Below are 23122 nucleotides of genomic sequence, written 5' to 3' on the forward strand. Positions count from 1 at the left end.
AACGGTCAGCCGGTATGGATGTCCTGCGCAAGCCTGTGGGTGAGCGCGAAGTACGCATAGACGACCGCGACGCGTTTCTGCTGGCCACGGGCGCCAGGCTGCGCCAGCACTGGTATTGATATGAGATCATGCACGTCTCTCATTCGTTGTTTGATGCGTTGTCATGTCTACGCGTAACCCTGGCTCGTCACCCGAGCAGTTCGATCTGCTGGGTGGCCATGCGCCTTCGCCGATCCATCGCCTTTTCTTCGCGCTGCTGCCGGATGATGCTGTAGCCCACCGCATCGAGACCGCGGCGGCGGAGGTGGCGGCGACACAGCATCTGCGTGCACGCATGATTCGGCGATCGCGCTACCACGCCACCCTGCATTTTCTCGGGGATCACCCGATGGTGCGGGACGATATCGTGCAGGCGGCCATCGGCGCAGCGCGCAAAGTGCGTTGCGCGCCATTCGATCTGGTACTCGACGGCGCGTCGGGTTTCCATGGGCGCGAGCCGCCGTGCGTGCTGCGTTGCACTCAAGTGCCGCCGGCGCTGACGGGTTTGTGGCAGGACCTTCGCCAGGCGTTGGTACTGGCCGGGCAGGGCACCCATATATCCCGTAGCTTCACGCCGCATGTCACGTTTGCCTATAGCCGTGGTGCGCTGCCGCAGGAGACGACCATCGACCCCATCACATGGCGCGTGGAAGGTTTTGCGCTGCTGCATAGCGTGGTCGGTGGTGGTGAATACCACACGCTGGATGCGTGGCGTTTTGCACCTGCTTGAGTTCACCGTGCATGGCCGTATGGCCGTCCACATCGCAAGAAAAATCTTGAAGAAGGATGTGTCGCAGAAAGCGGTATCAGGACATACTCACGGCTCCTACCGACGCCGGCGAGACGCTACATGTTCAAACCCCTGTTTGCTGCTACCTTGCTGACCTTTGCAGTGGCGCTTCCCGCCACGGCCGCCTCGCTGGATGCCCACCAGGCCCAGGCGCGCGACATTTTCAGCCATCTGATCGCGTTCAAGACCGAGATCGGACAGGGACAGGTGCCGGTGATTGTCAACTACCTCGCGGATCAGTTCCGCGCAGCAGGTTTTCCGGCCGACGACATCCACATCATTCCCCATGGCGAAACGGCGGCCATGGTGGTGCGGTATCGCGGCAATGGCAGTGGCGGCAAGCCCATTGCTCTGATGGCGCATATGGACGTGGTGACGGCAAAGCCGGAGGACTGGCAGCGCGATCCGTTCAAGCTGATCGAAGAGAACGGCTACTTCTTTGGTCGTGGCACGGATGACATCAAGAGCGGCGTCACTGTGCTGGCGGCCAACTTCATCCGGCTGAAGAAGGAAGGCTTCGTACCCACGCGTGATCTCATCATCGTGTTCACCGGCGACGAGGAAACCACGCAGGACACGATGGAAGACCTGGTCAAGAACCATCGCGATCTGGTGGATGTGGAGTACGCGCTCAATACCGACGCCGGCGGCGGCGAATTGAGCGAAGCCGGCAAGCCCCTGGTGTTTGGCGTGCAGACGGCAGAGAAGGCTTACGCCAGTTTCGAGCTGACCACGCGCAACCCTGGCGGCCACAGCTCACTGCCTCGTGCCGACAACGCCATCTACGAGCTGGCTGATGCATTGAAGAAGGTGCAGGCCTACCAGTTCCCGGTCATGTCGAACGACACCACCATCGCCTCATTCAAGGCCTTGGGCGACAAGCGGCAAGACAAGGTAGGGGCAGCAATGCGCGCCTTCGCCAAAGATCCGCATGACGCCGCGGCAGCAGCGGTGCTCGCCGCCGAACCCTCTGAAGTCGGCAAGACGCGCACCACCTGCGTAGCGACCCTGCTGCGCGGCGGCCACGCCGACAACGCCTTGCCGCAGTCCGCCACAGCCACCATCAACTGCCGCGTTTTCCCGGGCGTGGCCATCGATACCGTGCGCAAGGCGCTACAGGATGCGGTAGGCCCGAAGGTAGAAGTCACCCTGGTGGGCAAGGCCATGGCCAGCGATGCCTCGCCACTGCGCCCCGATGTGATGGCGGCGGTGACCAAGGCCGTGCACTCGATTCGCCCGGGCGTGGAGATCACGCCGGTGCAGGAATCGGGCGCGACCGACGGTTTGTACTTCCGTGCGGCCGGCATTCCCACTTATGGCGTGAATGGCATGTTCATGAAGAACAGCGATGATTTTGCGCATGGTCTTAATGAGCGCGTGCCGGTCAAGGGGTTCTATGACGATGTGGCGTATTGGTATGTGCTGCTGAAGACGTTGGCGGGCCCTGCGTCGTCGAAGTAAGAAGCGCTGATAAAGCCGGCCTTGCCCGTGTGGTGAGGCCGGCTCTTTAGTTTGGGTGAAGTGATGAGGCTAGATTGACCCCTCACCCCAGCCCATCTCCTCGCTCCTCAATGCCGTGGTCATCCATGGCCGCTCTCCGCGTGCCCCGGAGGGGAAAGGGAGAAATGCCGTGTCGCCGCGCAGGGATTTAAGCCCTCTCCGCTGTGGCGCGTTGCGGTGTAGCCGTTCCGCGTGTCGTGCGATCGTGACAATCCGGGCTTCGTCAGCAGCAAGTCTTTTATTCAACACGACGCCATGAGCTCTTTCAGGCCATTTTCTTTGGGTTACTTTTCTTTTGGGCCAACAAAAGAAAAGTGACTCGAGCGCCGGCAGGGGATCGAAACGCCCGCCGCGTAGGCGGCACGCTGGTGGAGACGCGACAATCAAGCGCAAAGTCACTGGACCCCGGCCTGCGCCGGGGTGACGGTGCTTATGAGGCGGCGGGGCGAGAGTGCCCCTCACCCCAAACTCATCAGCCACTTCACATCCCCCCGATATGCCGAAACTCCCAAAGCGGTTTATCCTGCAAGAGCGCAAACTAGCGCCCCCACCTCAGACTACGGAGTTCGTTATGCGTCCGACCGTTCTTGCAGTGCTGGTAGCCCTCGCTTTCCCTGTTTCAGCCGCTTTGGCCGCGACGGCTGCGCCAACAGATATCCCCGCGTATGTCACCGCCGCCATCAACGACCCCGCCCGCAAGGACGACACTGCCGCCGACGAGCGCCGCAAGATCGGCCAGCTGATGACATTTGCCGAGGTGAAGCCGGGTCAGGCCGTGGTGGATCTGATCCCCGGCGGTGGTTACTTCACTCGTGTGTTCAGCGCCATCGTGGGCCCGAAGGGCCATGTGTATGCGGTGTGGCCGAACGAGTACGCGCAGGAATCGAAGACCGACGTACAGAACTCCAAGGCCCTTGCCGCTCAACCCCATTACGCCAATGTGGCCGTCTTTCTGGGGCCGGCGGCAGCGTTCAAGACGCCCGAGAAGGTCGATCTGGTGTTCACCTCGCAGAACTACCATGACTATCCGGACCCGTTCATGGGTAAGGTCGATCCGGTGGCGTTCGACAAGCAGGTGTTCGACGCGCTCAAACCGGGCGGCCTGTTTGTGGTGATTGACCACGCGGCTGAAGCGGGCTCGGGCATGCGCGACACCGACACGCTGCATCGCATCGATCCGGCCATCGTGAAGAAGCAGGTGGAATCGGCCGGTTTTGTGTTCGACGGCGAGAGCGACGTGCTGCACAATGCTGCCGATCCGCACAACATCAAGGTATTCGACAAGTCGATCCGTGGTCATACCGACCAGTTCGTCTATCGATTCCGTAAGCCTGGTTAATGGTTTGACTGATACATCACTTTCTCATGTCACGGAGGGTGCATCCGCACCCTCCAACGATCCGCCACCCACGCGCCCCCAGCGTCCCGATGACGAGGATTGCTGCGGCCAGGGCTGCGTACCCTGCATCTTCGACCTCTACGATGAGGCCATGGGGCGCTACCGCGAAGAGCTGGCGGCCTGGCAGCAGCGGCATCCCCTCCAATCGCCCGATTGACGCACTGTAGGAGCGCACTTGTGCGCGACCGCAGCGTCGCATGGTTCTCCCATCCGTCGGTTTTCACCGCTGCGATTACTGGCGCCTGAAGGGACTTGCTGGCTTGCGGTCGCGCACAAGTGCGCTCCTACAGGCTTGCGTTTTACACTTGGCGCCCTGTTTTCCCGGAATTCGTCGATGCGCCCCACGTCGCTGCGTGCCCTCCTGTGCGGCCTGATGCTGTTCGCTACCCAGGCTTCCTTTGCGCAAGCGCCGCGTACGGTGCTGCTGGAGAACCTGACCTGGACGGAGATCCGCGACCAGGTGCAGGCCGGCAAGACCACCATCATCATTCCCATCGGCGGCACCGAGCAGAGTGGTCCGGGCATTGCCGTGGGCAAGCACAATGCGCGCGTGGCTTACCTGTCTCAGAAGATCGCCGAGCGACTGGGCAATGCGCTGGTGGCACCTGTAGTGGCTTATGTGCCGGAGGGTGGCACTGCGCCAACCACCTCGCATATGCGCTTCCCCGGAACCATCACCATTCCCGACGCGGTGTTCGAGCAGATGCTGGAATCGGCCGCGCAGAGCTTCGCCGTGCATGGTTTCCGCAACATCGTGTTTCTGGGTGACCACGGCGGTTACCAGAAAGACCTGGACCAGGTTGCCGCCAAGTTGAACAAGGCCTGGGCCGGCAAGGCCAAGGCCATCGTGCCGCCTGAGTACTACGCCAGTTCGTCCGAAGGCTTCGCGCAGCAGCTGCGCCAGAAGGGCATCAAGGACGACGAAATCGGGACGCACGCCGGGCTGGCCGATACCTCGCTGCAGCTGGCGGTGGCGCCGCAGATGGTGCGGCTGGATCAGTTGCAGCACGGTCCCAAGCTGGGGCAGGCCGATGGCGTGTACGGCGGCGACCCGCGCCGCGCCTCGGCCGATCTCGGTCAAATGGGCATCGATGCTATTGTGTTACACACCGTTGACGCCCTGAAGAAAGATACTCAGGGCCGCTGATGCGCCTTTCGGGGTGCCCCCTGGACTCCCACCCATAAGTTGTCTGCCCATGGCTATTGCTAAAACCAAGCGCTTCTCCCGCCTGTTCCGTCTTGCACCGTTCGCGCTCGCCGCGGCCTGCCTGGGCGGCAACGCTCTGGCGGCATCGTCGGTGATCACCGTTCCCGGCATGCCGCCGGTGATCAACCCGAACAACATGTACAGCGAAGTCGGCGCCAATCACCTGAGCGCCGCCGTGGCCAATGACCCGGCGCGCATCTATGTGCCGAACCTGCGCTCGAACGACGTCTACGTGATCGATCCGACCACCTACAAAGTGGTGGACAAGTTCAAGGTGGGCGAGAGCCCGCAGCACGTGGTGCCGTCGTGGGATATGCGCACGCTATGGGTGACCAACAATGCCGAGCGCAAGAAGACCGGCAGCCTGACCCCGATCGATGCGCACACGGGCAAGCCCGGCACCGCCATTCCGGTGGATGACCCGTACAACATGTACTTCACGCCGGATGGCAAGGAAGCGATCGTGGTGGCCGAAGCGTTTGCGCGCCTCGACTTCCGCGATGCACACACCATGCAGATGCACTCGAGCCTCGAGGCTCCGGAGTGCAAGGGCATCAACCACGCCGACTTCTCGATTGACGGCAAGTTCGCCATCTTCACCTGCGAATTCACTGGCAAGCTGGTGAAGATCGACATGGTGAACCGCAAGGTGCTCGGCTACCTCGCGCTGTCCAAGAAGGGCATGCCGCAGGACATTCGCGTGTCGCCCGAAGGCAAGACCTTCTACGTGGCCGACATGATGGCCGATGGCGTTTACCTGGTGGATGGCGACAGCTTCAAGGAAGTGGGCTTCGTCAAGACCGGCGTGGGCACGCATGGCCTGTACCCGAGCCGCGACGGCACCAAGCTCTACGTGGCTAACCGTGGCTCCAACAAAGTGCACGGTGCTCCCAAGGGCAAGGGCAGCGTGTCGGTGATCGATTTCGCGACGCAGAAGGTCGTGGCCAACTGGCCGGTTCCCGGCGGCGGCAGCCCGGACATGGGCAACGTAAGCGCAGATGGCAAGACGCTGTGGCTGTCGGGTCGCTTTGACGACGTGGTCTATGCGTTCGACACCACCACCGGCGCCGTGCATTTCGTCAAGGTGGGTCAGGAACCGCACGGCCTGGCCGTGTGGCCGCAGCCGGGCCGCTTCTCGCTGGGTCACACCGGCATCGTGCGCTAAGCCAACGCTTGCGCTGCAAACAGAAAGGCGGCCTCGATGAGGCCGCCTTTTTTTGTGCTCAGATTTCCAGATGCAGACGGCCACCCCAGATGCGCACCGGCCCGCGGCGATCGGCGTTGTAACCGGGGTTGGTGATCTGCTGGAAGTCGAAACTCACCTGCACGCCCTTGATCACCTGGAAGTTGTAGTACGCCTCGAACGCCTGCTCACGACCGTAGCGCGTCAGCTGGCCATCGCCCAGGAAACCACCGAGACCGCCGGCTGCCAGATAGTCACGATGATCGCGGTTGAGGCCGGATGAGGAGTACGCAATGCCCACCACGTCGTCCGGTCGTGTCCATCGCGTGCCGTTGATGGAAACACCACCGGAGATGGTGTCGTCGATTTCAGTGAAGGCGTATTCCTCCACTTTGTCGTCGGCTTTGCTGGCGCGCAGGAAGGCGCCGATATCATCGGTGATGCGCTGCTCGAAGCTGATGCCGTAACCGACTTTGTCGGCGTCCTTGCGCACGGCGGTCACGTCCGGCGTGCCACCGGTAGCCAGCGCCTGATTGATGGCATCACGATAGCTGCCCGCAAATGCGTGGTTGCGAAAACCCATTACACGCACCAGTCCGGGTTGACTCCAGAGGGTGTAATTGCGCTGCAGCTCCACCGTGTCACCGTGATAGCGGCTGATGTTGTAGTTGAGCTTGGGACCGTTGGCGATCGTTGGCTCCATAAAGCGCCCCGCGCGAATGACCCACTCGTTCCAGTACAGCTCGACGGCGCCGCCAATGGTGTAGGCGCGGGCATCCGCGGCATAGTCCCAAGCACCGTGAGTGATCATCGACCAGTTGAGGAACTGGGTGCGTGGATCATTGGCGTAGGTGTTCTTTTCAAACAGATCGGTCTGCGTGATCTTGCCCAGCGTGAATACCAGGCGCTCCTTCTGATAGTTGCTGGCGAGCTGGTTGGCATCGGCATCGACGTGAAACGATTCGCCGCCCAGGTTGATCACCTGGCGCAGAAACGCACGTGCGTAATAGCCGCGCGGCTTCGTGCCACCATTCTTTTGGATTTCGCCGTTGTTGATGCTGGCGAGGCCGTAGAGATGCGAAAGCGGCAGGCCCTCGACCACCTCGGGGTTCACGTAAAGCTCGCCACCTTTCCAGAAGCGCGCACCGAGAAAGGCGGTGAACGTCCAGGTGTAGCTACGCTCCGCCTCGGGAATCAGGCTTTGTGGGCCGGTGTAGGGCGCATCGAAGGAATCCTTGTGCTGCCACACGTAGGTGGTTTGTGCGTGAGCGCTCCAGCGATCTTCGCTGGTATCCGGCTCGGTCGACGGTTGCGGCTCGCGCGACGGTACGGCGGCGCGATCAGCCGCGGAGGCTACGGCGGTTGTCTCGGTATCCTGATTCGCTGCATGGGCGGTGGAGGTGAGGCAGCCGGCCATGATCGCGGCAGTCAGCGCGCGACGGGCGAGGGGGGCGAGGGTGTGGTGCATGACAAGTCCTTTGAAGAAAAACAGGCAAAAAGAGTCCTGACACCCCGCCAAAGCAAGGGTGTTGAAGAGAGAGCCAGGTCAATCAGTGAGTGATCAGTGCTTGGCGATGATCATCTGGACGACCTTCACGATGGCCATGATCAATGCGGCCGCGAGATAGGCGCGCAGCACGCCCAGCCACAGGCGTCGGCGCAGGCTCATTTGCGCGGGAGGCAAGCTTTGCAGCGGCGGCATGCGCCAGTGCTCGCGACCCTCGCGGCTGACGGGTACCGTGACCGGCGCATGGCGCAAACGTCGCGCTACCAGCAGGCCAAACGCGACGATCGCTGTCAGCACCATGCCGCCGATGAGAATGCTCAGGATCTGCGCGCTGCTGATGGCCGGATACAGCACCGATGCCGTGAGAATGATCGATAGCAGCACCAGTACGGTGACGACCGTGCCGGTGAACACATTGGTCATGCGGCCGTTGACCCACGGGCCAAGCACTGCTTTGTCGTTGCACAACAGCAGCAGGAACACTGAAGCGCCAGGCAGCAGAATGCCGGCCAGGGTCTGCACCGCGTTGGTGATCAGGCCTAGCGGCGTGTTGGGCATCAGCACCAATCCCGCTGCGGCGGCGATCAGCAATGCATAGACGGCATAGAAGGTCTTCGCGTCGGACGGCTTGCGGTGCAACGAGTGATTGATGGCAAACACGTCGCCGATGGCGTACGCCGTCGACAACGACACGGCTGCGGCACCGATGATGCTGGCGTCGATCAAGGCAATCGAGAACAGCGTGGCCGGTACTTCACCCACGTACTTGGCCACGCCAGCCGCTACAGCTGCAGCGTCGGTGAACTGGCCCATCTCTGGACGGCCAGCGAATGTGGCAGCGCTGAAGCCCATCATGGCGATGGCGCCGACGATCACCAGCACGATACCCACCACCAGATCGACCTTTTCGTAGGTCATGAAGCGTGGCGTGATGCGCTTGTCGATCACATAGCTCTGCTGGAAGAACAGCTGCCACGGGGCGACCGTTGTGCCTACGATGGCGATGATCAACAACATCACTTCGCTGAGCGGTGCGCCTTTGGGCATGCCCGGTACGGTCATGTCACGCAGCACCTGATGCATGGGCGGATGCACCATCACCAATACCGGCACCAGCAACAAACTGCCCACCACCAGCATCAGCGAGAAGCGTTCAAAGCGCCGCAAGTTGCCGGTGCTCGCGGCCAGAATGATCATCAATGCCGATATCGCGACGCCCCAATTGCGCGGAATGCCCAGGTGATCGAGGCCGAGGCTGATGCCGATGAACTCGGTGACGATGGTTAGCGCATTGAGAATGAAGAGATCGATGACGCTGAAGGCGCCCCAGAACTTGCCGAAGCGCTCAAGGATGAGTCGCGCGTGACCGACGCCTGTGACCGTGCCAAGGCGCAGCACCATTTCCTGATTTACATAGAGCACCGGTATCAACAGCGTCAGCGTCCACAGCAGGGTGGTGCCGTAGTTTTGGCCAGCCTGCGTGTAGGTGCTGAAGGCGCCGGCATCGTTGTCGCCGACCATGACGATCAAGCCGGGGCCGAGAATGGCGAGCAAGGTGCGCCAGCGTGCGCCCCAACTGGTTCGGTGCCCGGTGTCGTGGCGCGCGATGGTGCCCAGTGCACCTTGGATATCGCCTACATGGGCGCTGTCGAGTACTGCCGAGTCGCTGATGTCTTGCGTTGAGTGTCTGTTGAGCATGTAACACCGTGATAGGTCCGGCCATGGATGGAAGCGACCGGTGGCAGTGGCGAAAGAGATGTCGCAGCGTGTCGTTCGCGCCGCGACCAGGTTGGTTGAGATGGCTCAGGTACTAGGCGGCGCGCCACCTCTCGGCACTGAAGGTCTGCGTGGGGGCAACGGGTGTTCGTCCTGCCGGCATGGCGTCTACGCCGTGCTGCACGCGATGCAGCACGGTGCGGGCTGGCTTGAAGTCATCGCAAAGGCCTGTCAGCAGCTGGAATACCGTCGCCATATCCGATCCGTGCTCCGGCGTGACATACAGGTCGACGTTCATTGCGTCGCGTTCTGGAAAGGTGCGCACCACGATGTGCAGGTCGTCCGCCATCACGGCGCCAATCACGCCGTGACGGGCGGAGATGGTGAAGAAGTCATAGGCAATCGCCACGTGATGGCGCATCACGTGTTCGACGCACAGAGCGCGAATGGCATCGGGGTCGCGCATGGCGGCCAGCGAAGCGCGGCAGTCGAACCATTCGCCAAGGAAATGCATGCTGTTCATGAGAGTGACTCGCGCGGGTTCGCCGTGCCGGACGCGGCGCAGGCGCAAATGGGCGGCGAGCGGCTACGCGCTCGCGCCTGCGCCGGACGCAGGTCCGCACGGGAAGCGATGAAAAGCTGGGGGTGAGTGCAGCGACGGGTTTATCGCTGCGATGCGCGTGTGATCAGCGCGACGGAGGGCGCATGTCGGCGTGGATGTCACGGCGCGGCATGCTGGCTACCTGGCAAAGAGGAAAGGGTGCTACATCGATTGAGCAGTGCGCCGGAGCGGCATGCCAATGGCAATGCAATGCGCCCGTTGCCGGGTCTCGCGTCCAGCTCGCAACTAGCGGGCGAATGCGCACCTGCACTTCCTCGCGGCGCGGGCCGCGAGGCGTCATGGCGTAACGGATGTTGTATAGACGAGCGGGCCGGACCAAACGACGGCCAGCACGACATTTACGCGGCCAAATCGGGCCCGCGGCGTGGTGAAAGAGGTTCATGACTCACCTCCTGTTCGCCAATAGCGGCGCAGGAGGCGGCCGGACTTCCCTAGTCGAGGAAAGCGCCGGTCGACCGGATGCGGTCGCTGCAGGCGTCCAAGTTGTCAGGGCGCGCCAACATCAGGATCGTCGATCCGACATGGGCGCTGCTACTAGGGTAACTGTCCATTTCTCGCAGGTTGATAACCAGACAAGTGCCACGGGAGGCCCGTAAGGCGCGGGCACAATACTTACCGTTACGGGCCTGTGTCAACGAAAATTTCCCATATGAAACAATGTATCGCGGGCACCGTTATGGAGTAACGGAATAGACGGCCAAACGCGACAGATTGCCGTCAGGTAGTCCGCGCGACGCCCATTCAGACGTGCCGATGCCGATGATGAATATCTGGGAAGTGGGGATGCGTGTGCGTGATCGGTTCGTGATGATGCGGATGCGTATGGGGCTCCGTGCCATCCCAGTCGAAGTCGTGATCGTGCTGGTGATGTTCGTCATGCACATGGCGATGTGAATGGAACAACGCTTCATGCGTGTGCTGATGCTCGTGCCGCTCGGTGAGATGCAGCCATACGCCCATGGCCATCAATGCCGCCGAAGACCAGAACGCCAGCGAGGCATGTTCGCCGAACAAGAGAATAGCCACGGCAGCGCCAATGAACGGGGCGGTGGAGAAATACGCACCCGTTCGAGCTGTGCCCAGGCCGCGAAGGGCCAGCACGAACAACACGAGGCTGACACCGTAGCCAAGAAAGCCGATCAACATGGCCGGCACGACGTGTGTCCATGAGGGCATCGCAGCGCCTAGCGCCAATCCAAGCGCGGTGTTGATGATGCCGGCCACCAGCCCCTTGCTGCCGGCGAGAAAGAGTGCGTCCTGTGCCGACACCTTGCGCGTGAGGTTGTTGTCGATGGCCCAGCACAGGCAGGCACCGGCGATGGCCACGGGGCCACTCCATGAGCCCGCACTCCCACCCACGCCTGACCACGAGAGCAATACACCGCCGGCCACGATAAGCAGCATGCCTGCCACGATGCGTCGATCCGCGTTCTCCTTGAATACCAGCCAGGCCAGCACGGCAGTGAGTACCGCTTCCAGATTGAGCAGCATGGACGCCGTCGCCGCGCCGGTCTGCGCCAAGCCCACCATCAGCAGCAATGGGCCAAGCACGCCACCAAACACCACTGCGCCCAGCCACCACCACCATTCGTTAGCGGGTAGCGAGGGCGGTCGTATCGCTTTGTCGCGGGCGATGCGAACCAGGGTCAGCCCAACGCCGCTACCCAGGTAGAGCAATCCGGCCATCAGGAAGGGTGATGTCTGGCCGACAAGTTGCTTGGCGAAGGGCGTGCTGGCGCCAAACAGCGCCGCTGCCAGAAGCGCGGCGAGCACGGAGGAGGAAAGCGTCGTCTTCGTCATGGGTTTAGGGTAGCGAGCAGGGCATTTGCGTCGCCATTCTATGCTCGCCGCGTCGCGCTGGCGCGTGAAGCGATCTGTCGCGATCGTGCGAAAGTTTGGACGTCTATCTGAGTGTGCTTTCACGTGACGGTTTGGCCGACCGGTTTCTCCCATCACCGAATGCCGCCACCGGTGCTCAAGAAGGTGACAGGGCAGGGGCTGGCATTTCCGAACCCCGCCCCCACGTGGAAGGTTCCCCGACGAGGAAGTCACATGATTCCCTTTTCTGTACTCGACCTGGCGCCCGTGACCCAGGGCAGCACCATCAGCCAGGCATTTGCCAATACGCTGGATCTGGCGCGCCGCGCCGAGCAGCTCGGCTATACACGCTACTGGCTGGCGGAACACCACAACATGCCAGGTATCGCCAGCGCGGCTACCGCAGTGCTGATCGGTCACGTGGCAGGCGGCACATCGACGATACGCGTCGGCGCGGGCGGCATCATGCTGCCCAATCATGCGCCGCTGCAGGTGGCGGAGCAGTTCGGCACGCTGGCGTCGCTGTATCCCGGGCGTATCGATCTCGGGTTGGGACGCGCACCCGGCACGGATCAAGCCACGGCACGTGCGCTGCGGCGTTACTTCGATAGCGCGGAAGCGTTCCCCCAAGACGTCTCGGAGCTGCTGGCCTATTTCGAACCAGCCACCAACGAACAACCGGTGCGAGCGGTGCCCGGCGCGGGCATCGATGTGCCGGTATGGTTGCTGGGCTCGAGCCTATTCAGTGCAAGGCTGGCGGCGGCGATGGGCCTGCCATTCGCTTTCGCCTCGCACTTCGCCCCGGATGCGATGGATGAGGCCTTGGCCTTGTATCGGCGCGATTTCCGCCCCTCACATCGCCTGTCGTCACCTTACGCCATGTTGGGCATCAACGTGGTCGCTGCCGAAAGCGATGCGGAAGCGAAGCGCCTGTTCACCACCCAGCAGCAGAGCTTCATCAATCTGCGACGCGGCATGCCGGGCCTCATCCCTCCGCCGATCGACACTATCGAAAACTACTGGACGCCTACTGAGAAGTTCGGCGTCGAGCGTGCGTTGGCGTGCGCCGTCGTGGGCGACGCGGATACCGTGAAGGAAGGTATCGAAGCGTTTGTGGCGCGTCATCGCCCTGATGAGCTGATGATCACCGCCAATGTGTTCGATCACGAGGCGCGCTGCCGCTCGTTCGCTACCGTTGCCGACGTGAGGGAGCGCATCGCTGCGGGTCGCTAGCGACCGGGAATTCCCTCAGAGCGCGGCCGTGGCGAAGCTCTGCCGCAGATCCTGTTGGCAACGTGCGAGCAACGGTGCCGGAAACGGGGCGATAGCGTCATCGGCATAGCCGGCCTCGCCATTCAGTACGCCTTGTTCAGTCAGTACCTGGCACATGGCGAGTCGTTGAGCCGCATGCAGCACGCGGCTCATCGGCAGGGCGAGAGGCGCGTTGCCATGCTCGGCATGTTCGACCAAGGCCTCCAGAACCGGTGGCGGCAGATCCCAATGTCGTCCCGCTTCAACGCTGAGCTGGGCGGCGAGGCTGGCGCAGCCGTCAATGAAGGCGGGCGAGCAGGCAGGCAGATCGCCGCCGGTCTCTTTGTCTAGCAGGCGTGCCACTGCGCCCAGGCCGCTGTAGCCGACCAAGCCTCCTAGCGATGCTTCGAACGGGTCGCACTGGCCCTTGCTGAGAAATACCGCGGCATGGGCGCAGCGTTCGGCGTGATCCCATAGCCGCTGCCCGACTATCTGGCCGTTGGTGCCGGCGGTGGCCATCAGGATGGGTTTCATCACGTAGACGGATACCACGTGGCGCAGGCCGATCTGGCCCAGCAACACCACCGCATGCTGCAGGCTGCCCACCGGATGCGCGGTGCGGTAGGCCACGCTGCCGGTGACCCGCATCACCTCGCCGACCAGCACCGGATCACGGCGGATCAGGTCGGCCAGTTGCGCGCCGTTGAGGTTGTCGCTTTTCATGGCGCGCATCAGTTGCGGCAGCACGGAAGGCATGCGGGGCAGGCTGCGCACATCAAAGCGGCCGCTTTCGCACTGATCCTTCATGCGCTGAAGGATGGCCTGTTCCCGGGCTTGGTTGGCGCTGTCGCCAGCGTTGATGGGCTGGTTGAGGATGTAGCGGAAGAAGCACTGGGCGATGTCGTCGCCCGACACCACGCCCCCCGGCGGCGCGATGACCCTCGGTACTTCCTTACGAGGCACGGGCGCACGCGGCATCGGCGTTGCCGCCTCGCGATCACGTGCGAAAAATCGCCACCAGTTGCCCATCATCCGTTGCTCGCTCCCACGCTCGCGCCCCCGCTCCGCTGCTGTATCGGCACGGCCTTTAAAACTTGTAGCGCGGATTTGTCGTGCTGGGACGGGGCGCTCAATGTTGCGACGGTGAACGCAAATAGCGGCTAGCGCCCAGGCCGGCAAGGCGTCCGCTGGCGAAGCAGGCGGTGAGCAGGTAGCCGCCGGTCGGCGCTTCCCAGTCCAGCATTTCGCCAGCGCAGAACACGCCGGGCAGGGCGGTGAGCATCAGCTGATCGTCCAGCGCCAGCAGGCGCACGCCGCCGGCGCTGCTGATAGCTTCTTCGATGGGGCGCGCCCGTTGCAGGCGAAGCGGAAGGCGTTTGATGGTGCGGGCCAGGGTTTCCGCATCGTGGAACTGCGCCTTGTCCAGCACCTCATGCAGCAGGGCCGCCTTGACTCCGGCCAGCCCAGTCTGGCGCCGCAGGTGCTCGCTCATCGAACGGCTGCCGCGAGGCTTGGCCAGGTCCGCGCGCAGGCGTTCCAGCGTACGGTCAGGCGCCAGGTCGAGCTCGATAGTCGTGGCGCCGTGGGCCGCGATGGCATCACGCAGGAGACCGGAGAATGCGTAGATCAGGCTGCCTTCGATGCCGGTGGCGGTGATGACGCACTCGCCCTGCCTCGCTTGGCCATGACCCGCCGCATCCCGCAAGTGGATAACCACGGGCTTGAGCGGTGCGCCCGCAAACCGACCAGCGAGATGTTCGCTCCAGCCGATATCGAAGCCGCAGTTGGACGGTGCCAGCGGCGTTACATCGACCCCGCGTGCCACCAGCCAGGGCTGCCAGGCGCCATCGGAGCCGAGCTGCGGCCAGCTGCCGCCGCCAAGCGACAGCACCGTGGCATCGGCACGAATACTGAGCTCGCCCTGGGGCGTGGCCATGCGCAGCGTGCCGTCGTCGTTCCAGCCCAACCAGCGGTGATGCACGTGAAAGCGGACGCCGCTCTCGCGCAGGCGATGGACCCAGCCGCGCAGCAGTGGCGCGGCTTTAAGGTCACTGGGAAATACCCGGCCTGAGGTGCCTACAAAGGTTTCCACACCCAGGCCGCGAGCCCATGCGCGCAATGCATCTGCGTCGAAGTTCTCGAGCCATACGCCAACTTCCGCCGCACGCGGGCCATAACGTTGCACGAAGTCCGGCTTGGGTTCGCCATGCGTGAGGTTCATACCGCCTTTGCCGGCGATAAGGAACTTGCGGCCAACCGAACCCTTGGCCTCAAAGACATCCACCTCGATGCCCGCCGCACGCGCCGTTTCAGCGGCCATCAGCCCGGCAGGGCCGCCGCCGATAATGGCCAGGCTGACGTGGGTGGGGGAGCTGGACATGACGGCACACGTGATGGATGGCTGGGTATTGTACAGGGAGGTCCGCCCGGCCTTTCTCTACTCGCTCGGCCATTCCTTACTCTGTAGGAGCGCACTTGTGCGCGACCGCAGACGACAAGCCAATGAAGCGTTGCAGTGTTACGAGGGACGCGAAAGCCGGGCCGCGACGCACAACATTGCGCAGCGGTCGCGCACAAGTGCGCTCCTACAGGGGGCGAAGGCGCTCAGCTCATTTTGCCGAGCAATGGCTTCAGCAGGTCCAGTGGCAACGGGAAGAACACCGTCGACGTTTTGCCGCCGCTGGCCATATCTGCCGCTGTCTGCATGTAGCGCAATTGCAGCGCCTGGGGTTGCTGGGCGAGCAGGGCTGCGGCATCACGCAACTTCTCGGCAGCCTGCAGCTCGCCTTCGGCATGAATTACTTTCGCGCGCCGTTCGCGCTCTGCCTCGGCCTGGCGGGCAATCGCGCGCACCATGGTTTCGTTGAGGTCCACGTCTTTGATCTCGACATTGCTGACCTTGATACCCCAGGGGTCGGTGGCTTCGTCGAGGATCTGCTGCAAACTGTGATTGATCGAGTCGCGCTGAGAGAGGATGTCGTCAAGCTCATGCTGGCCCAGCACCGAGCGCAACCGTGTCTGCGCTAGCTGGCTGGTTGCCTGGAAGAAATCGGCCACCTGCAGGATCGATTTATCCGGCTCCACCACGCGGAAATACACCACCGCGTTGACACGTACCGACACGTTGTCACGCGAGATCACGTCCTGCGGCGGCACGTCCATCACGGTAACGCGCAGGTCTACGCGCATCATGCGTTGCACGATGGGAATCAGGATCACCAGGCCCGGCCCCTTGGTGCCGGTGTAACGGCCGAGCGTCAGCACCACGCCACGCTGGTATTCCGGCAGCACCTTGATCGAGAGAAACAGCAGTGCCACAACCCACACCACGATGACACCAAAGAAACCGAGCATAGGAGTCTCCATAGCTATCCGGCCGACGTGACCCGCAACAGCAGGCCGTCACGCCCCACCACGCGCACCCGAGCACCGGCAGGTAGTGCCGACTCGCAGTGCACGCGCCATTGTTCGCCACTGATACGCGCCCAGCTCTCACCACCGGCCGGCACCGCCTGCAGCAATTCGCCAGTGGCGAGCATCATCTGCGTATCGCCAAGGAAAGGCCTCGTCCGTCTCGACCGCGCCACCAGACGAAGCAACAACACAAGCAACACCACGGCGGAGCAAGCGATGCCGCCAATCACGCCAAGGTTCACCGCATAACCCGGCACGCCGCTGCTGAACAACATGATCGAACCAATCACGAAAGCGATGACGCCTCCGATGCCGATGGCGCCGACTGACGGCGCCAGTGCTTCGGTAAGCATCAAGCCGATGCCCAGCGCCATCAAGGCGAGGCCTGCATAGTTCACGGGCAATAGCTGCAACGCATACAAGCCGATCAACAGGCAGATGGCGCCCACGACGCCAGGCAGCAACGCACCGGGATGAAACGCTTCGATGATCAAGCCATACATGCCAGCGAGCAGCAGCATGTAGGCGATGGTGGGATGCGTGATGATGCCAAGGAAGCGTGTGCGCCAGTTCGGCGCGTAGTCGCGAACCGGCAGGCCTGCTACATGCAGGGTGACATCGTTGCCACCCACACGCACGTGCTGACCGTCAGCCTGCGCGAGCAGGGCAGTGGTGTCGTTGGCGATCTGGTTGATAACGTGCTTTTGCAGTGCATCTTCGGCCGTCAGCGTGGCTGCGCCGCGTACCGCCTGCTCAGCCCAATCGGCGTTACGTCCATTGAGTTGCGCGAGTGAGCGGATCGATGCGATGGCATCGTTGAGTACCTTGGTGGCTTCGGCATCCGTGGGTGGTTTGGCGGCGGTACCGGCAGGCGAAGGCGCGTTGCCCATGGGCAGCGGACTTTCCCCGCCCAACGGTACCGGCGTGGCAGCGCCGAGATGGGTGGCTGGCGCCATCGCCGCAATCTGGCACGCATAAAGGATATAGGTGCCCGCCGATGCGGCTCGAGCGCCGCTCGGCGCGACGTAACCCAGGATCGGCTGCTTGGCGGCAAGAAGGCTGGCGATGATTTGGCGCATCGAGTCGGAGAGTCCGCCCGGTGTGTCTAGTTGCACCAGAATGGCAACGGCGCCGTCGCGGGATGCGCGTTGCAGAGTGTCGTCGACGTATTCGGCAGCGGCGGGGCCGATGGGGCCGTTGAGGTCGATGCGCGCTACAAAGCCGTTGGCGCGCGGCGGCCCTTCAGCAGCGGGTTCGGCTGCTGTGGCTACGGCAAGCAGCATGACCAGCAGGGTGCTTGCCATCATCCCGAGCCATTGCCTCATACGACCCTCCTTGGGGGCGTTTACACAATGCGCTTGGGGGTGTTGTTTCGGTGTGAGGTGTTGTGGGTGTCAGGTTGTTGCCGAGGGGGCGCTTTGGCTCCCTCTCCCCTCCTGGGAGAGGGTTGGGGTGAGGTGTGGGTGCTCGCGATTACGTGTTGTTCCCCTCTCCGTCACCCCGGCGCAGGCCGGGGTCCAGTGACTTTGCGTTCGGTTGTCGCGCTGCCGCCAGCGTGCCGCCTACGCGGCGGCAGCGTTAGGTCAAAAGCGAAAGTCACTGGATGACCAGCTTCGCTGTTGTATAGCGCTTCCCGCTTTCGCGGGGATGACGGTGAGGGGATCACGCGATGGTGAGGGGAAACACGCGGCCGTTAGCGGACCGCGCGTTCTCGCAGGCACCCACCCTTCTCCACAACCTATTTTCGGCAGGGAGAAGTGCGAAGCACCCACCAGCCCATCAACAGAAAACCGGCCGCCCCTCTCCATCCAACAACCCATGCTCGATCAACCACAGCAACGCATTCCCCGCATCCTGCTCAAACCAGGCCCGCGTCGAGCCCAGCCGAAACGAATAACCCCACGCATCCATGTCGAGCATCAGGCGGTCGCGTCCCACACCTGGCAACTCATCCGCCAGGACAATCTGCAGGTAGCAGGTGGCATCTTCTTCGTCGATGGAATCGGTAGCGTCGGTGTGCACGAAGGCACGACGCTCGGACGGGAGCACAATCAGGTGCCCCGCCTCATGCAGTAGTGAATGCACCGGCGTGTCGTCACGTGCGTACACCTTGGTGCCGATGATGCCGGCTTCGTCATCGCCCCAGAAACTGCCGGGAATAGGCGCACCGGTTTCAACGCGTTCAAGGCTCAACCCATAACGCGCAAGCAGCGCAGCGGGGGCGTCAAAGCCGATCTGGCCAACGCGCTTGACGCTGGCTTCAGTAAGAGTGGTAGAGGAGGGTGCTGACATGATGGTGAAAGTCGCCGCATGGACGCGGCGACGGGGTTGGCGTGGCACGGGAACGCCCGTGCCACTGCATCAACCTGGCTTGGCTTCCCCGTGCTCGGGCAACGCAACCGAAAGCTCGAGGATTTCGTGTCCGCTGTCGCGCTCGACGTTGATGTTGATGGCTTCGAGATCGACGTGGACGTATTTCTTGATCACTTCGAGCAGCTCGTTGCGCAGCAACGGCAGGTAGTCAGGCGCGCCACGAGTGGAACGCTCCTGAGCCACGATGATGCGAAGGCGCTCCTTGGCGACGGTGGCGGTGGGCTCCGGTTTGCGCTTCAGGAAATCAAGAATACCCATCGCTATCAGCCTCCGAACACGCGCTGGAGGAAGCCCTTCTTGGGCACTTCGAGGAAGCGCATGGCGCGCTCCTCACCGAGGAGGCGGGCGACCGTGTCGCTGTAGGCCTGGCCGGCAAGCGAATTGTCGTCCAGGATCACCGGCACGCCCGCGTTGGACGCGGCCAGTACGTTCTCCGATTCGGGTATGACGCCCACCACGTTGATGCCGAGGATTTCCTCGACGTCCTTCACGCTGAGCATTTCGCCCACGGCCACGCGGGCCGGGTTGTAGCGGGTCAGTAGCAGGTGCTGCTTGATGGCGTCATCACCCTTTTCGGCACGGCGGGTCTTGCTGGACAGCAGGCCGAGGATGCGGTCGGAGTCGCGCACCGAGGATACTTCCGGGTTGACCACCACCACGGCGTGGTCGGCGAAGTACATCGCCAGGTGCGCACCCTTTTCGATACCGGCCGGCGAGTCGCAGATGACGTAGTCGAAGCCTTCCTTGCCCAGATCTTCGAGCACCTTTTCCACGCCTTCCTGGGTGAGGGCGTCTTTGTCGCGCGTCTGGCTTGCGGCCAGAACGTAGAGGTTCTCGTAGCGCTTGTCCTTGATTAGCGCCTGCTTGAGCGAGGCTTCGCCGTGCACGACGTTGACGAAGTCGTACACCACGCGCCGCTCGCAGCCCATGATCAGATCGAGGTTGCGCAGGCCGACGTCGAAATCGATCACCGCGACTTTCTTGCCGGCCATAGCGAGGCCCGTGGCAAGCGAGGCACTGGTCGTTGTCTTGCCAACGCCGCCCTTGCCCGAGGTGACAACGATAATTTCAGCAGTCAAGGCTCATCTCCGCAAAATGCTTTGTTGTAATAGTGGGCTGTTCGTCAAAGCTTGGCGATCAGTAATTTTTCCCCTTCGAGCCAGCATTGCACAGACTGGCCTTCCAGGTCTTTCGGAATCTGTTCAAACACGCGGTAGTGACCGGCGATGGCCACCAACTCCGCGCGGAAGTCTGAAATGTATATGCGCGCTTTCTCATTGCCCTGTGCGCCGGCCATCGCACGGCCGCGCAGGCTGCCGTAGATGTGGATGCTGCCGTCGGCGATGACTTCGGCGGCGTTGGCGATGGCGCCGGTGACGACGAGGTCGCGGTCGCGCGCATACACCTGCTGGCCGGAGCGCACCGTGCCGTCGACGTGCTGCGCACCCAGCGTAGCGACGACGGGTGCGGGCTCGCTGTGTACCGGTTCGGCGCGACGCACGGGTTCTGGCGCCGGGGCGGAAGCGGGCGGTGCGATGCTGCCGCCATCGGCGGGCTCGTAGGCCGCGCGGAATTTGGCGATCAATGGCAGGCCCATGCGCTGCGCCAGTGCGTCGACTTCGCTGGTGCCGTAGGCCAGGCCCACGGGCAGCATGCCGGCGCTGCGCACAGCCTCCAACAGCGCATCCACCGTGCCGTCATCCGGCAGGGTCAGCAGATGGCTCAGGTCCAGCACCACCGCGGCGCGGGAAAACAGTTGAGGGGCGGTGCGCACGCGGCGCTCGAGTTCTTCGCAAAGCGCGGCAGCGTCGACACGACGAATGCGCACGTTGGCAATGCCGACCTGGCCGAAGCGCAGGTCACAAGCGTCTTGAGTATCCATTCTTGCATTCATGGGCGCCGCTCTCCGGCGAGGCGGCGCTGAGTGGTATCAGGGTGGGAAGGGCGCTGGCGTTCTGCCAGCCAGGGCACGTCGGGCAGGCCGCCGTGTTCCAGATAAGTGTCGCGTACAAACGCGTAGCTGGGCAGGTCCTTGGCCAGCAGGCTCACCTGCGGACCTTCGGTCGCCATGCGCTGCTGGCCCACTTCCTGGAAGCCGTAGGTGCCATGGAACAGCACCACCACGTCGTCGCGCGGCTCCAGGAACACTTCGCAGGTCAGCAGCGGCACGCGTACCTCGGCATAGCTGGTGACGTCGCAATAGAAGATGCGACCCAGGCCGTGGCGGCGGTAGGTGTTGGCGATGACGATGCGATCGATGTAGGCGAACTGCGGGTAATGCTCGGAGAACCAGCGATAGTTGGGGCTGTCGTAATCGCTGCCTTCGCGCAGGGCGATCAGGAAGCCGGCGAGATGGCCATCAATCTCGGCCACGCGGAAATAATCGGCGTGGTCGAAGAAGAAGCGCAGCTGTGCGGCGTCCAGGGCGAGGATGGTGCGGCCGGCGGCGTTGTTGAGCGCCAGTACGGCATCCAGGTCGTGCTCGCGCACGTCGCGGATGGCAAGGGCCATTCGTTGCTCCGCTTTTCTGTGGTTCGAGGACAAGACCGTCAAAGCGGCCCCGCGTATCGGGCCGCATTATGACATGCGTCCGGCGGGCGCACATAACACGGCGCACCATGTAAAACCTTTGTAAAGCCAAGGGATCCTCTGAGTTCTTCCACGTGCCCGGCATGACATTCAGGAGGCCCCTTGGTGGCATCCCGTGGCGCAGGGCAGACTGGCCGTCTGTTCAAGCCGCGCGATGCCGCCAAGGGGCCTCCTGAACGTCACCCTTAAGCTTCATTGAGATCGTTGGGGCCGCCCTGTATGCGCGCAACGCTTCGCCCCAGCGTCTTGACAGACGGCCAGCCTGCCTTCGCCGATGGAGCTGTGCGTTGCGCGCATACAGGGCGGTGACGGGTACGTGGAAGAACTCAGAGCATTCCCTCCGCCATGGCTTCTGGCAGGGGTGGGGGAGTGACTTCTCACGCATTGCACCACGCCCGCGACTGGCTAATGATTCACCTATGGCATGGTCCAATATCAATCACATCCGGCTACTTCGTTATGCCGGGCTTACCACCTACCTCTGTGTGGCGCTGCCGCTGCTTTCGGGGCCGGGAGGACTCGCCGAAGTCAGCGCGTGGTGGAGCAACCCCGACATTACGGGCTGGATATTTTCCTACCTTACCTTCGGCGCCACCTATGTTCTGCTGACGCGCCGGTCCACGCTCAACCGGCAAAATGGGCTGCCGCCTATCAGCCGGCTTATCGGGCTGGTGGTGCTGACCGGTTCAGCCATCGCCATGGGCTGGTTCAGCCAGAGCGGCCTGTCGGCCATGCTGATGCTGGTCATTGCGGTGGTGCTGCCCTGGCAGCTGCCCGTGGGAGCCGGGCTGGCGTGGATGCTGGCCCAGAACCTCCTGCTTATCCCCATCATCGCCAGCTACAAGGGCTGGACCACGGTGACTGCCATCCTCCAGGTCTGCATGTACCTGGGAATTTCGGCGTTGGTGTTCTTCACTTCAATGATCGCCAGCCTGCAGGCGGAGGAGCGCGAAGCCCAGCGCCGGCTCAATTCCGAGCTGCGTGCCACCCGTGCGCTGCTGGCCGAGTCCACCCGTATTGCCGAGCGCATGCGCATCGCCCGTGACCTGCACGACCTGGTCGGCCACCACCTCACCGCGCTCAGCCTCAACCTGGAAGTGGCCAGCCACCTGGTCAATCCGCAGGCCGCCGAGCACGTGCAGAAGGCGCAGGTGACGGCCAAGCATCTGTTGTCGGACGTGCGCGAGGTGGTGAGCGAGCTGCGCCAGGACGACGCCATCGACCTCACCCAGGCCTTGCGCAGCCTCGTCGAGGGCGTGCCGGGGCTCACCGTGCACATGCATACGCCGCCGCGCTTCAGCGTGGAAGATCCGCGCCGTGCGCAGGTATTGCTGCGCTGTGCTCAAGAAATCATCACCAACACCGCCAAGCATGCCGGTGCGCGCAACCTCTGGCTGCGTTTTGACTACATCAACGCCAATCTGCTGGAGCTTGCCGCTCGCGATGACGGCCGCGGCGCAGCGAACTTCAAGCCCGGCAATGGACTCTCAGGCATGCGTGAACGACTGACCGAGTTCGAAGGCAGCGTGATGGTGGACCCGGCCTTGAACCAGGGCTTCGCGCTTACCGTGCGTCTCCCCCTGGGGGAGGTCAAGGAGCTGGCGCATACGCCGTCACGATTCGAGCCACCCGCGCTCGGCATGTTGTAAGAATTCACGCCAAGGCAACAGGACATGCCAAAATGGTGACTTGCTTGGATAGCAGCATCGGTCTT

General features: G+C 62.9%; 21 protein-coding genes. 8 read left to right on the forward strand and 13 right to left on the reverse strand.

From position 1 onward, the window contains the following. Positions 1-163: 163 nt before the first annotated feature. The 6 genes from thpR to AC0GUR_RS02050 all read left to right on the forward strand — a co-directional run bounded on the left by thpR (position 164) and on the right by AC0GUR_RS02050 (position 6100). Entirely contained in the window at positions 164-769 is a 606-nt protein-coding gene (gene thpR / locus AC0GUR_RS02025) for an RNA 2',3'-cyclic phosphodiesterase (RefSeq protein ID WP_472875794.1), read from the forward strand. Positions 770-889: 120 nt separating this feature from the next. Beyond that, positions 890-2290 carry a M20/M25/M40 family metallo-hydrolase gene (locus tag AC0GUR_RS02030; RefSeq protein ID WP_472875795.1) on the forward strand — a complete coding sequence of 467 codons (1401 nt, stop codon included), beginning with the start codon at positions 890-892 and terminating at the stop codon, positions 2288-2290. A 610-nt stretch (positions 2291-2900) separates the two neighbouring features. Next, positions 2901-3668, forward strand: a complete 768-nt coding sequence (locus AC0GUR_RS02035; RefSeq protein ID WP_472875796.1) for a class I SAM-dependent methyltransferase — start codon at positions 2901-2903, stop codon at positions 3666-3668. Further along, positions 3577-3885: an oxidoreductase-like domain-containing protein gene (locus AC0GUR_RS02040; RefSeq protein WP_472875797.1), complete on the forward strand. Its 309-nt coding sequence runs from the start codon at positions 3577-3579 to the stop codon at positions 3883-3885. Before AC0GUR_RS02035 ends, AC0GUR_RS02040 begins: the two co-directional genes overlap by 92 nt. Positions 3886-4062: 177 nt before the next feature. Next, entirely contained in the window at positions 4063-4875 is an 813-nt protein-coding gene (locus AC0GUR_RS02045) for a creatininase family protein (protein WP_472875798.1), read from the forward strand. Between the two features lie 49 nt (positions 4876-4924). Further along, on the forward strand, positions 4925-6100 hold the full coding sequence (locus tag AC0GUR_RS02050) for a YVTN family beta-propeller repeat protein (RefSeq protein ID WP_472875799.1): 1176 nt from the start codon (positions 4925-4927) through the stop codon (positions 6098-6100). Positions 6101-6158: 58 nt separating this feature from the next. On the opposite strand, the gene AC0GUR_RS02055 is transcribed toward AC0GUR_RS02050, so the two are convergent. The 4 genes from AC0GUR_RS02055 to AC0GUR_RS02070 form a co-directional block, all read right to left on the reverse strand. Next, a complete protein-coding gene (locus AC0GUR_RS02055) occupies positions 6159-7586 on the reverse strand; it encodes a carbohydrate porin (protein ID WP_472875800.1) in 1428 nt (475 codons plus the stop codon). Positions 7587-7679: 93 nt separating this feature from the next. Further along, positions 7680-9323 carry an NRAMP family divalent metal transporter gene (locus AC0GUR_RS02060; protein WP_472875801.1) on the reverse strand — a complete coding sequence of 548 codons (1644 nt, stop codon included), beginning with the start codon at positions 9321-9323 and terminating at the stop codon, positions 7680-7682. Between the two features lie 112 nt (positions 9324-9435). Then, positions 9436-9864 (reverse strand): S-adenosylmethionine decarboxylase, encoded by a 429-nt coding sequence (locus tag AC0GUR_RS02065; RefSeq protein ID WP_472875802.1) that lies wholly within the window; start codon positions 9862-9864, stop codon positions 9436-9438. A gap of 840 nt (positions 9865-10704) precedes the next feature. Continuing rightward, entirely contained in the window at positions 10705-11763 is a 1059-nt protein-coding gene (locus tag AC0GUR_RS02070) for a DMT family transporter (protein ID WP_472875803.1), read from the reverse strand. Positions 11764-12015: 252 nt separating this feature from the next. Between AC0GUR_RS02070 and AC0GUR_RS02075 the strand changes: the two genes are divergently transcribed. Then, positions 12016-13014, forward strand: a complete 999-nt coding sequence (locus AC0GUR_RS02075; protein ID WP_472875804.1) for an LLM class flavin-dependent oxidoreductase — start codon at positions 12016-12018, stop codon at positions 13012-13014. 15 nt (positions 13015-13029) lie between these two features. On the opposite strand, the gene AC0GUR_RS02080 is transcribed toward AC0GUR_RS02075, so the two are convergent. From AC0GUR_RS02080 to AC0GUR_RS02120, 9 genes are all read right to left on the reverse strand, one after another. Beyond that, positions 13030-14064, reverse strand: coding sequence for an HDOD domain-containing protein (locus tag AC0GUR_RS02080; protein WP_472875805.1), 1035 nt, complete (start codon positions 14062-14064; stop codon positions 13030-13032). 97 nt (positions 14065-14161) lie between these two features. Further along, complete coding sequence (locus tag AC0GUR_RS02085) at positions 14162-15412, reverse strand: TIGR03862 family flavoprotein (RefSeq protein WP_472875806.1); 1251 nt, start codon at positions 15410-15412, stop codon at positions 14162-14164. 224 nt (positions 15413-15636) lie between these two features. Next, a complete protein-coding gene (locus AC0GUR_RS02090; RefSeq protein ID WP_472875807.1) occupies positions 15637-16386 on the reverse strand; it encodes a slipin family protein in 750 nt (249 codons plus the stop codon). A 14-nt stretch (positions 16387-16400) separates the two neighbouring features. Then, entirely contained in the window at positions 16401-17771 is a 1371-nt protein-coding gene (locus tag AC0GUR_RS02095) for an NfeD family protein (protein WP_472875808.1), read from the reverse strand. A 454-nt stretch (positions 17772-18225) separates the two neighbouring features. Next, positions 18226-18738, reverse strand: coding sequence for a hypothetical protein (locus AC0GUR_RS02100; RefSeq protein ID WP_472875809.1), 513 nt, complete (start codon positions 18736-18738; stop codon positions 18226-18228). A 69-nt stretch (positions 18739-18807) separates the two neighbouring features. Then, positions 18808-19077 (reverse strand): cell division topological specificity factor MinE, encoded by a 270-nt coding sequence (minE, locus tag AC0GUR_RS02105; RefSeq protein ID WP_472875810.1) that lies wholly within the window; start codon positions 19075-19077, stop codon positions 18808-18810. A gap of 5 nt (positions 19078-19082) precedes the next feature. Then, a complete protein-coding gene (gene minD, locus AC0GUR_RS02110; RefSeq protein ID WP_472875811.1) occupies positions 19083-19898 on the reverse strand; it encodes a septum site-determining protein MinD in 816 nt (271 codons plus the stop codon). 44 nt (positions 19899-19942) lie between these two features. Beyond that, positions 19943-20713, reverse strand: coding sequence for a septum site-determining protein MinC (gene minC, locus AC0GUR_RS02115; RefSeq protein ID WP_472875812.1), 771 nt, complete (start codon positions 20711-20713; stop codon positions 19943-19945). Beyond that, positions 20710-21330, reverse strand: coding sequence for a GNAT family N-acetyltransferase (locus AC0GUR_RS02120; protein ID WP_472875813.1), 621 nt, complete (start codon positions 21328-21330; stop codon positions 20710-20712). The genes minC and AC0GUR_RS02120 overlap by 4 nt, the downstream gene beginning before the upstream one ends. Positions 21331-21827: 497 nt before the next feature. Here AC0GUR_RS02120 and AC0GUR_RS02125 point away from each other — a divergent pair, with 497 nt between their 5' ends. Next, on the forward strand, positions 21828-23057 hold the full coding sequence (locus tag AC0GUR_RS02125; RefSeq protein ID WP_472875814.1) for a sensor histidine kinase: 1230 nt from the start codon (positions 21828-21830) through the stop codon (positions 23055-23057). The last annotated feature ends 65 nt before the right edge of the window (positions 23058-23122 follow it).

The organism is Dyella sp. PARNA 12/25 (assembly GCF_055702865.1).

Excerpts from the sequence above, each read along its gene's own strand:
- thpR (WP_472875794.1), top strand. The coding sequence starts at position 164 with ATGTCTACGCGTAACCCTGGCTCGTCACCCGAGCAGTTCGATCTGCTG.
- AC0GUR_RS02030 (WP_472875795.1), top strand. The coding sequence starts at position 890 with ATGTTCAAACCCCTGTTTGCTGCTACCTTGCTGACCTTTGCAGTGGCG.
- AC0GUR_RS02035 (WP_472875796.1), top strand. The coding sequence starts at position 2,901 with ATGCGTCCGACCGTTCTTGCAGTGCTGGTAGCCCTCGCTTTCCCTGTT.
- AC0GUR_RS02040 (WP_472875797.1), top strand. The coding sequence starts at position 3,577 with ATGCTGCCGATCCGCACAACATCAAGGTATTCGACAAGTCGATCCGTG.
- AC0GUR_RS02045 (WP_472875798.1), top strand. The coding sequence starts at position 4,063 with ATGCGCCCCACGTCGCTGCGTGCCCTCCTGTGCGGCCTGATGCTGTTC.
- AC0GUR_RS02050 (WP_472875799.1), top strand. The coding sequence starts at position 4,925 with ATGGCTATTGCTAAAACCAAGCGCTTCTCCCGCCTGTTCCGTCTTGCA.
- AC0GUR_RS02055 (WP_472875800.1), bottom strand. The coding sequence starts at position 7,586 with ATGCACCACACCCTCGCCCCCCTCGCCCGTCGCGCGCTGACTGCCGCG.
- AC0GUR_RS02060 (WP_472875801.1), bottom strand. The coding sequence starts at position 9,323 with ATGCTCAACAGACACTCAACGCAAGACATCAGCGACTCGGCAGTACTC.
- AC0GUR_RS02065 (WP_472875802.1), bottom strand. The coding sequence starts at position 9,864 with ATGAACAGCATGCATTTCCTTGGCGAATGGTTCGACTGCCGCGCTTCG.
- AC0GUR_RS02070 (WP_472875803.1), bottom strand. The coding sequence starts at position 11,763 with ATGACGAAGACGACGCTTTCCTCCTCCGTGCTCGCCGCGCTTCTGGCA.
- AC0GUR_RS02075 (WP_472875804.1), top strand. The coding sequence starts at position 12,016 with ATGATTCCCTTTTCTGTACTCGACCTGGCGCCCGTGACCCAGGGCAGC.
- AC0GUR_RS02080 (WP_472875805.1), bottom strand. The coding sequence starts at position 14,064 with ATGATGGGCAACTGGTGGCGATTTTTCGCACGTGATCGCGAGGCGGCA.
- AC0GUR_RS02085 (WP_472875806.1), bottom strand. The coding sequence starts at position 15,412 with ATGTCCAGCTCCCCCACCCACGTCAGCCTGGCCATTATCGGCGGCGGC.
- AC0GUR_RS02090 (WP_472875807.1), bottom strand. The coding sequence starts at position 16,386 with ATGCTCGGTTTCTTTGGTGTCATCGTGGTGTGGGTTGTGGCACTGCTG.
- AC0GUR_RS02095 (WP_472875808.1), bottom strand. The coding sequence starts at position 17,771 with ATGAGGCAATGGCTCGGGATGATGGCAAGCACCCTGCTGGTCATGCTG.
- AC0GUR_RS02100 (WP_472875809.1), bottom strand. The coding sequence starts at position 18,738 with ATGTCAGCACCCTCCTCTACCACTCTTACTGAAGCCAGCGTCAAGCGC.
- minE (WP_472875810.1), bottom strand. The coding sequence starts at position 19,077 with ATGGGTATTCTTGATTTCCTGAAGCGCAAACCGGAGCCCACCGCCACC.
- minC (WP_472875812.1), bottom strand. The coding sequence starts at position 20,713 with ATGAATGCAAGAATGGATACTCAAGACGCTTGTGACCTGCGCTTCGGC.
- AC0GUR_RS02120 (WP_472875813.1), bottom strand. The coding sequence starts at position 21,330 with ATGGCCCTTGCCATCCGCGACGTGCGCGAGCACGACCTGGATGCCGTA.
- AC0GUR_RS02125 (WP_472875814.1), top strand. The coding sequence starts at position 21,828 with ATGGCATGGTCCAATATCAATCACATCCGGCTACTTCGTTATGCCGGG.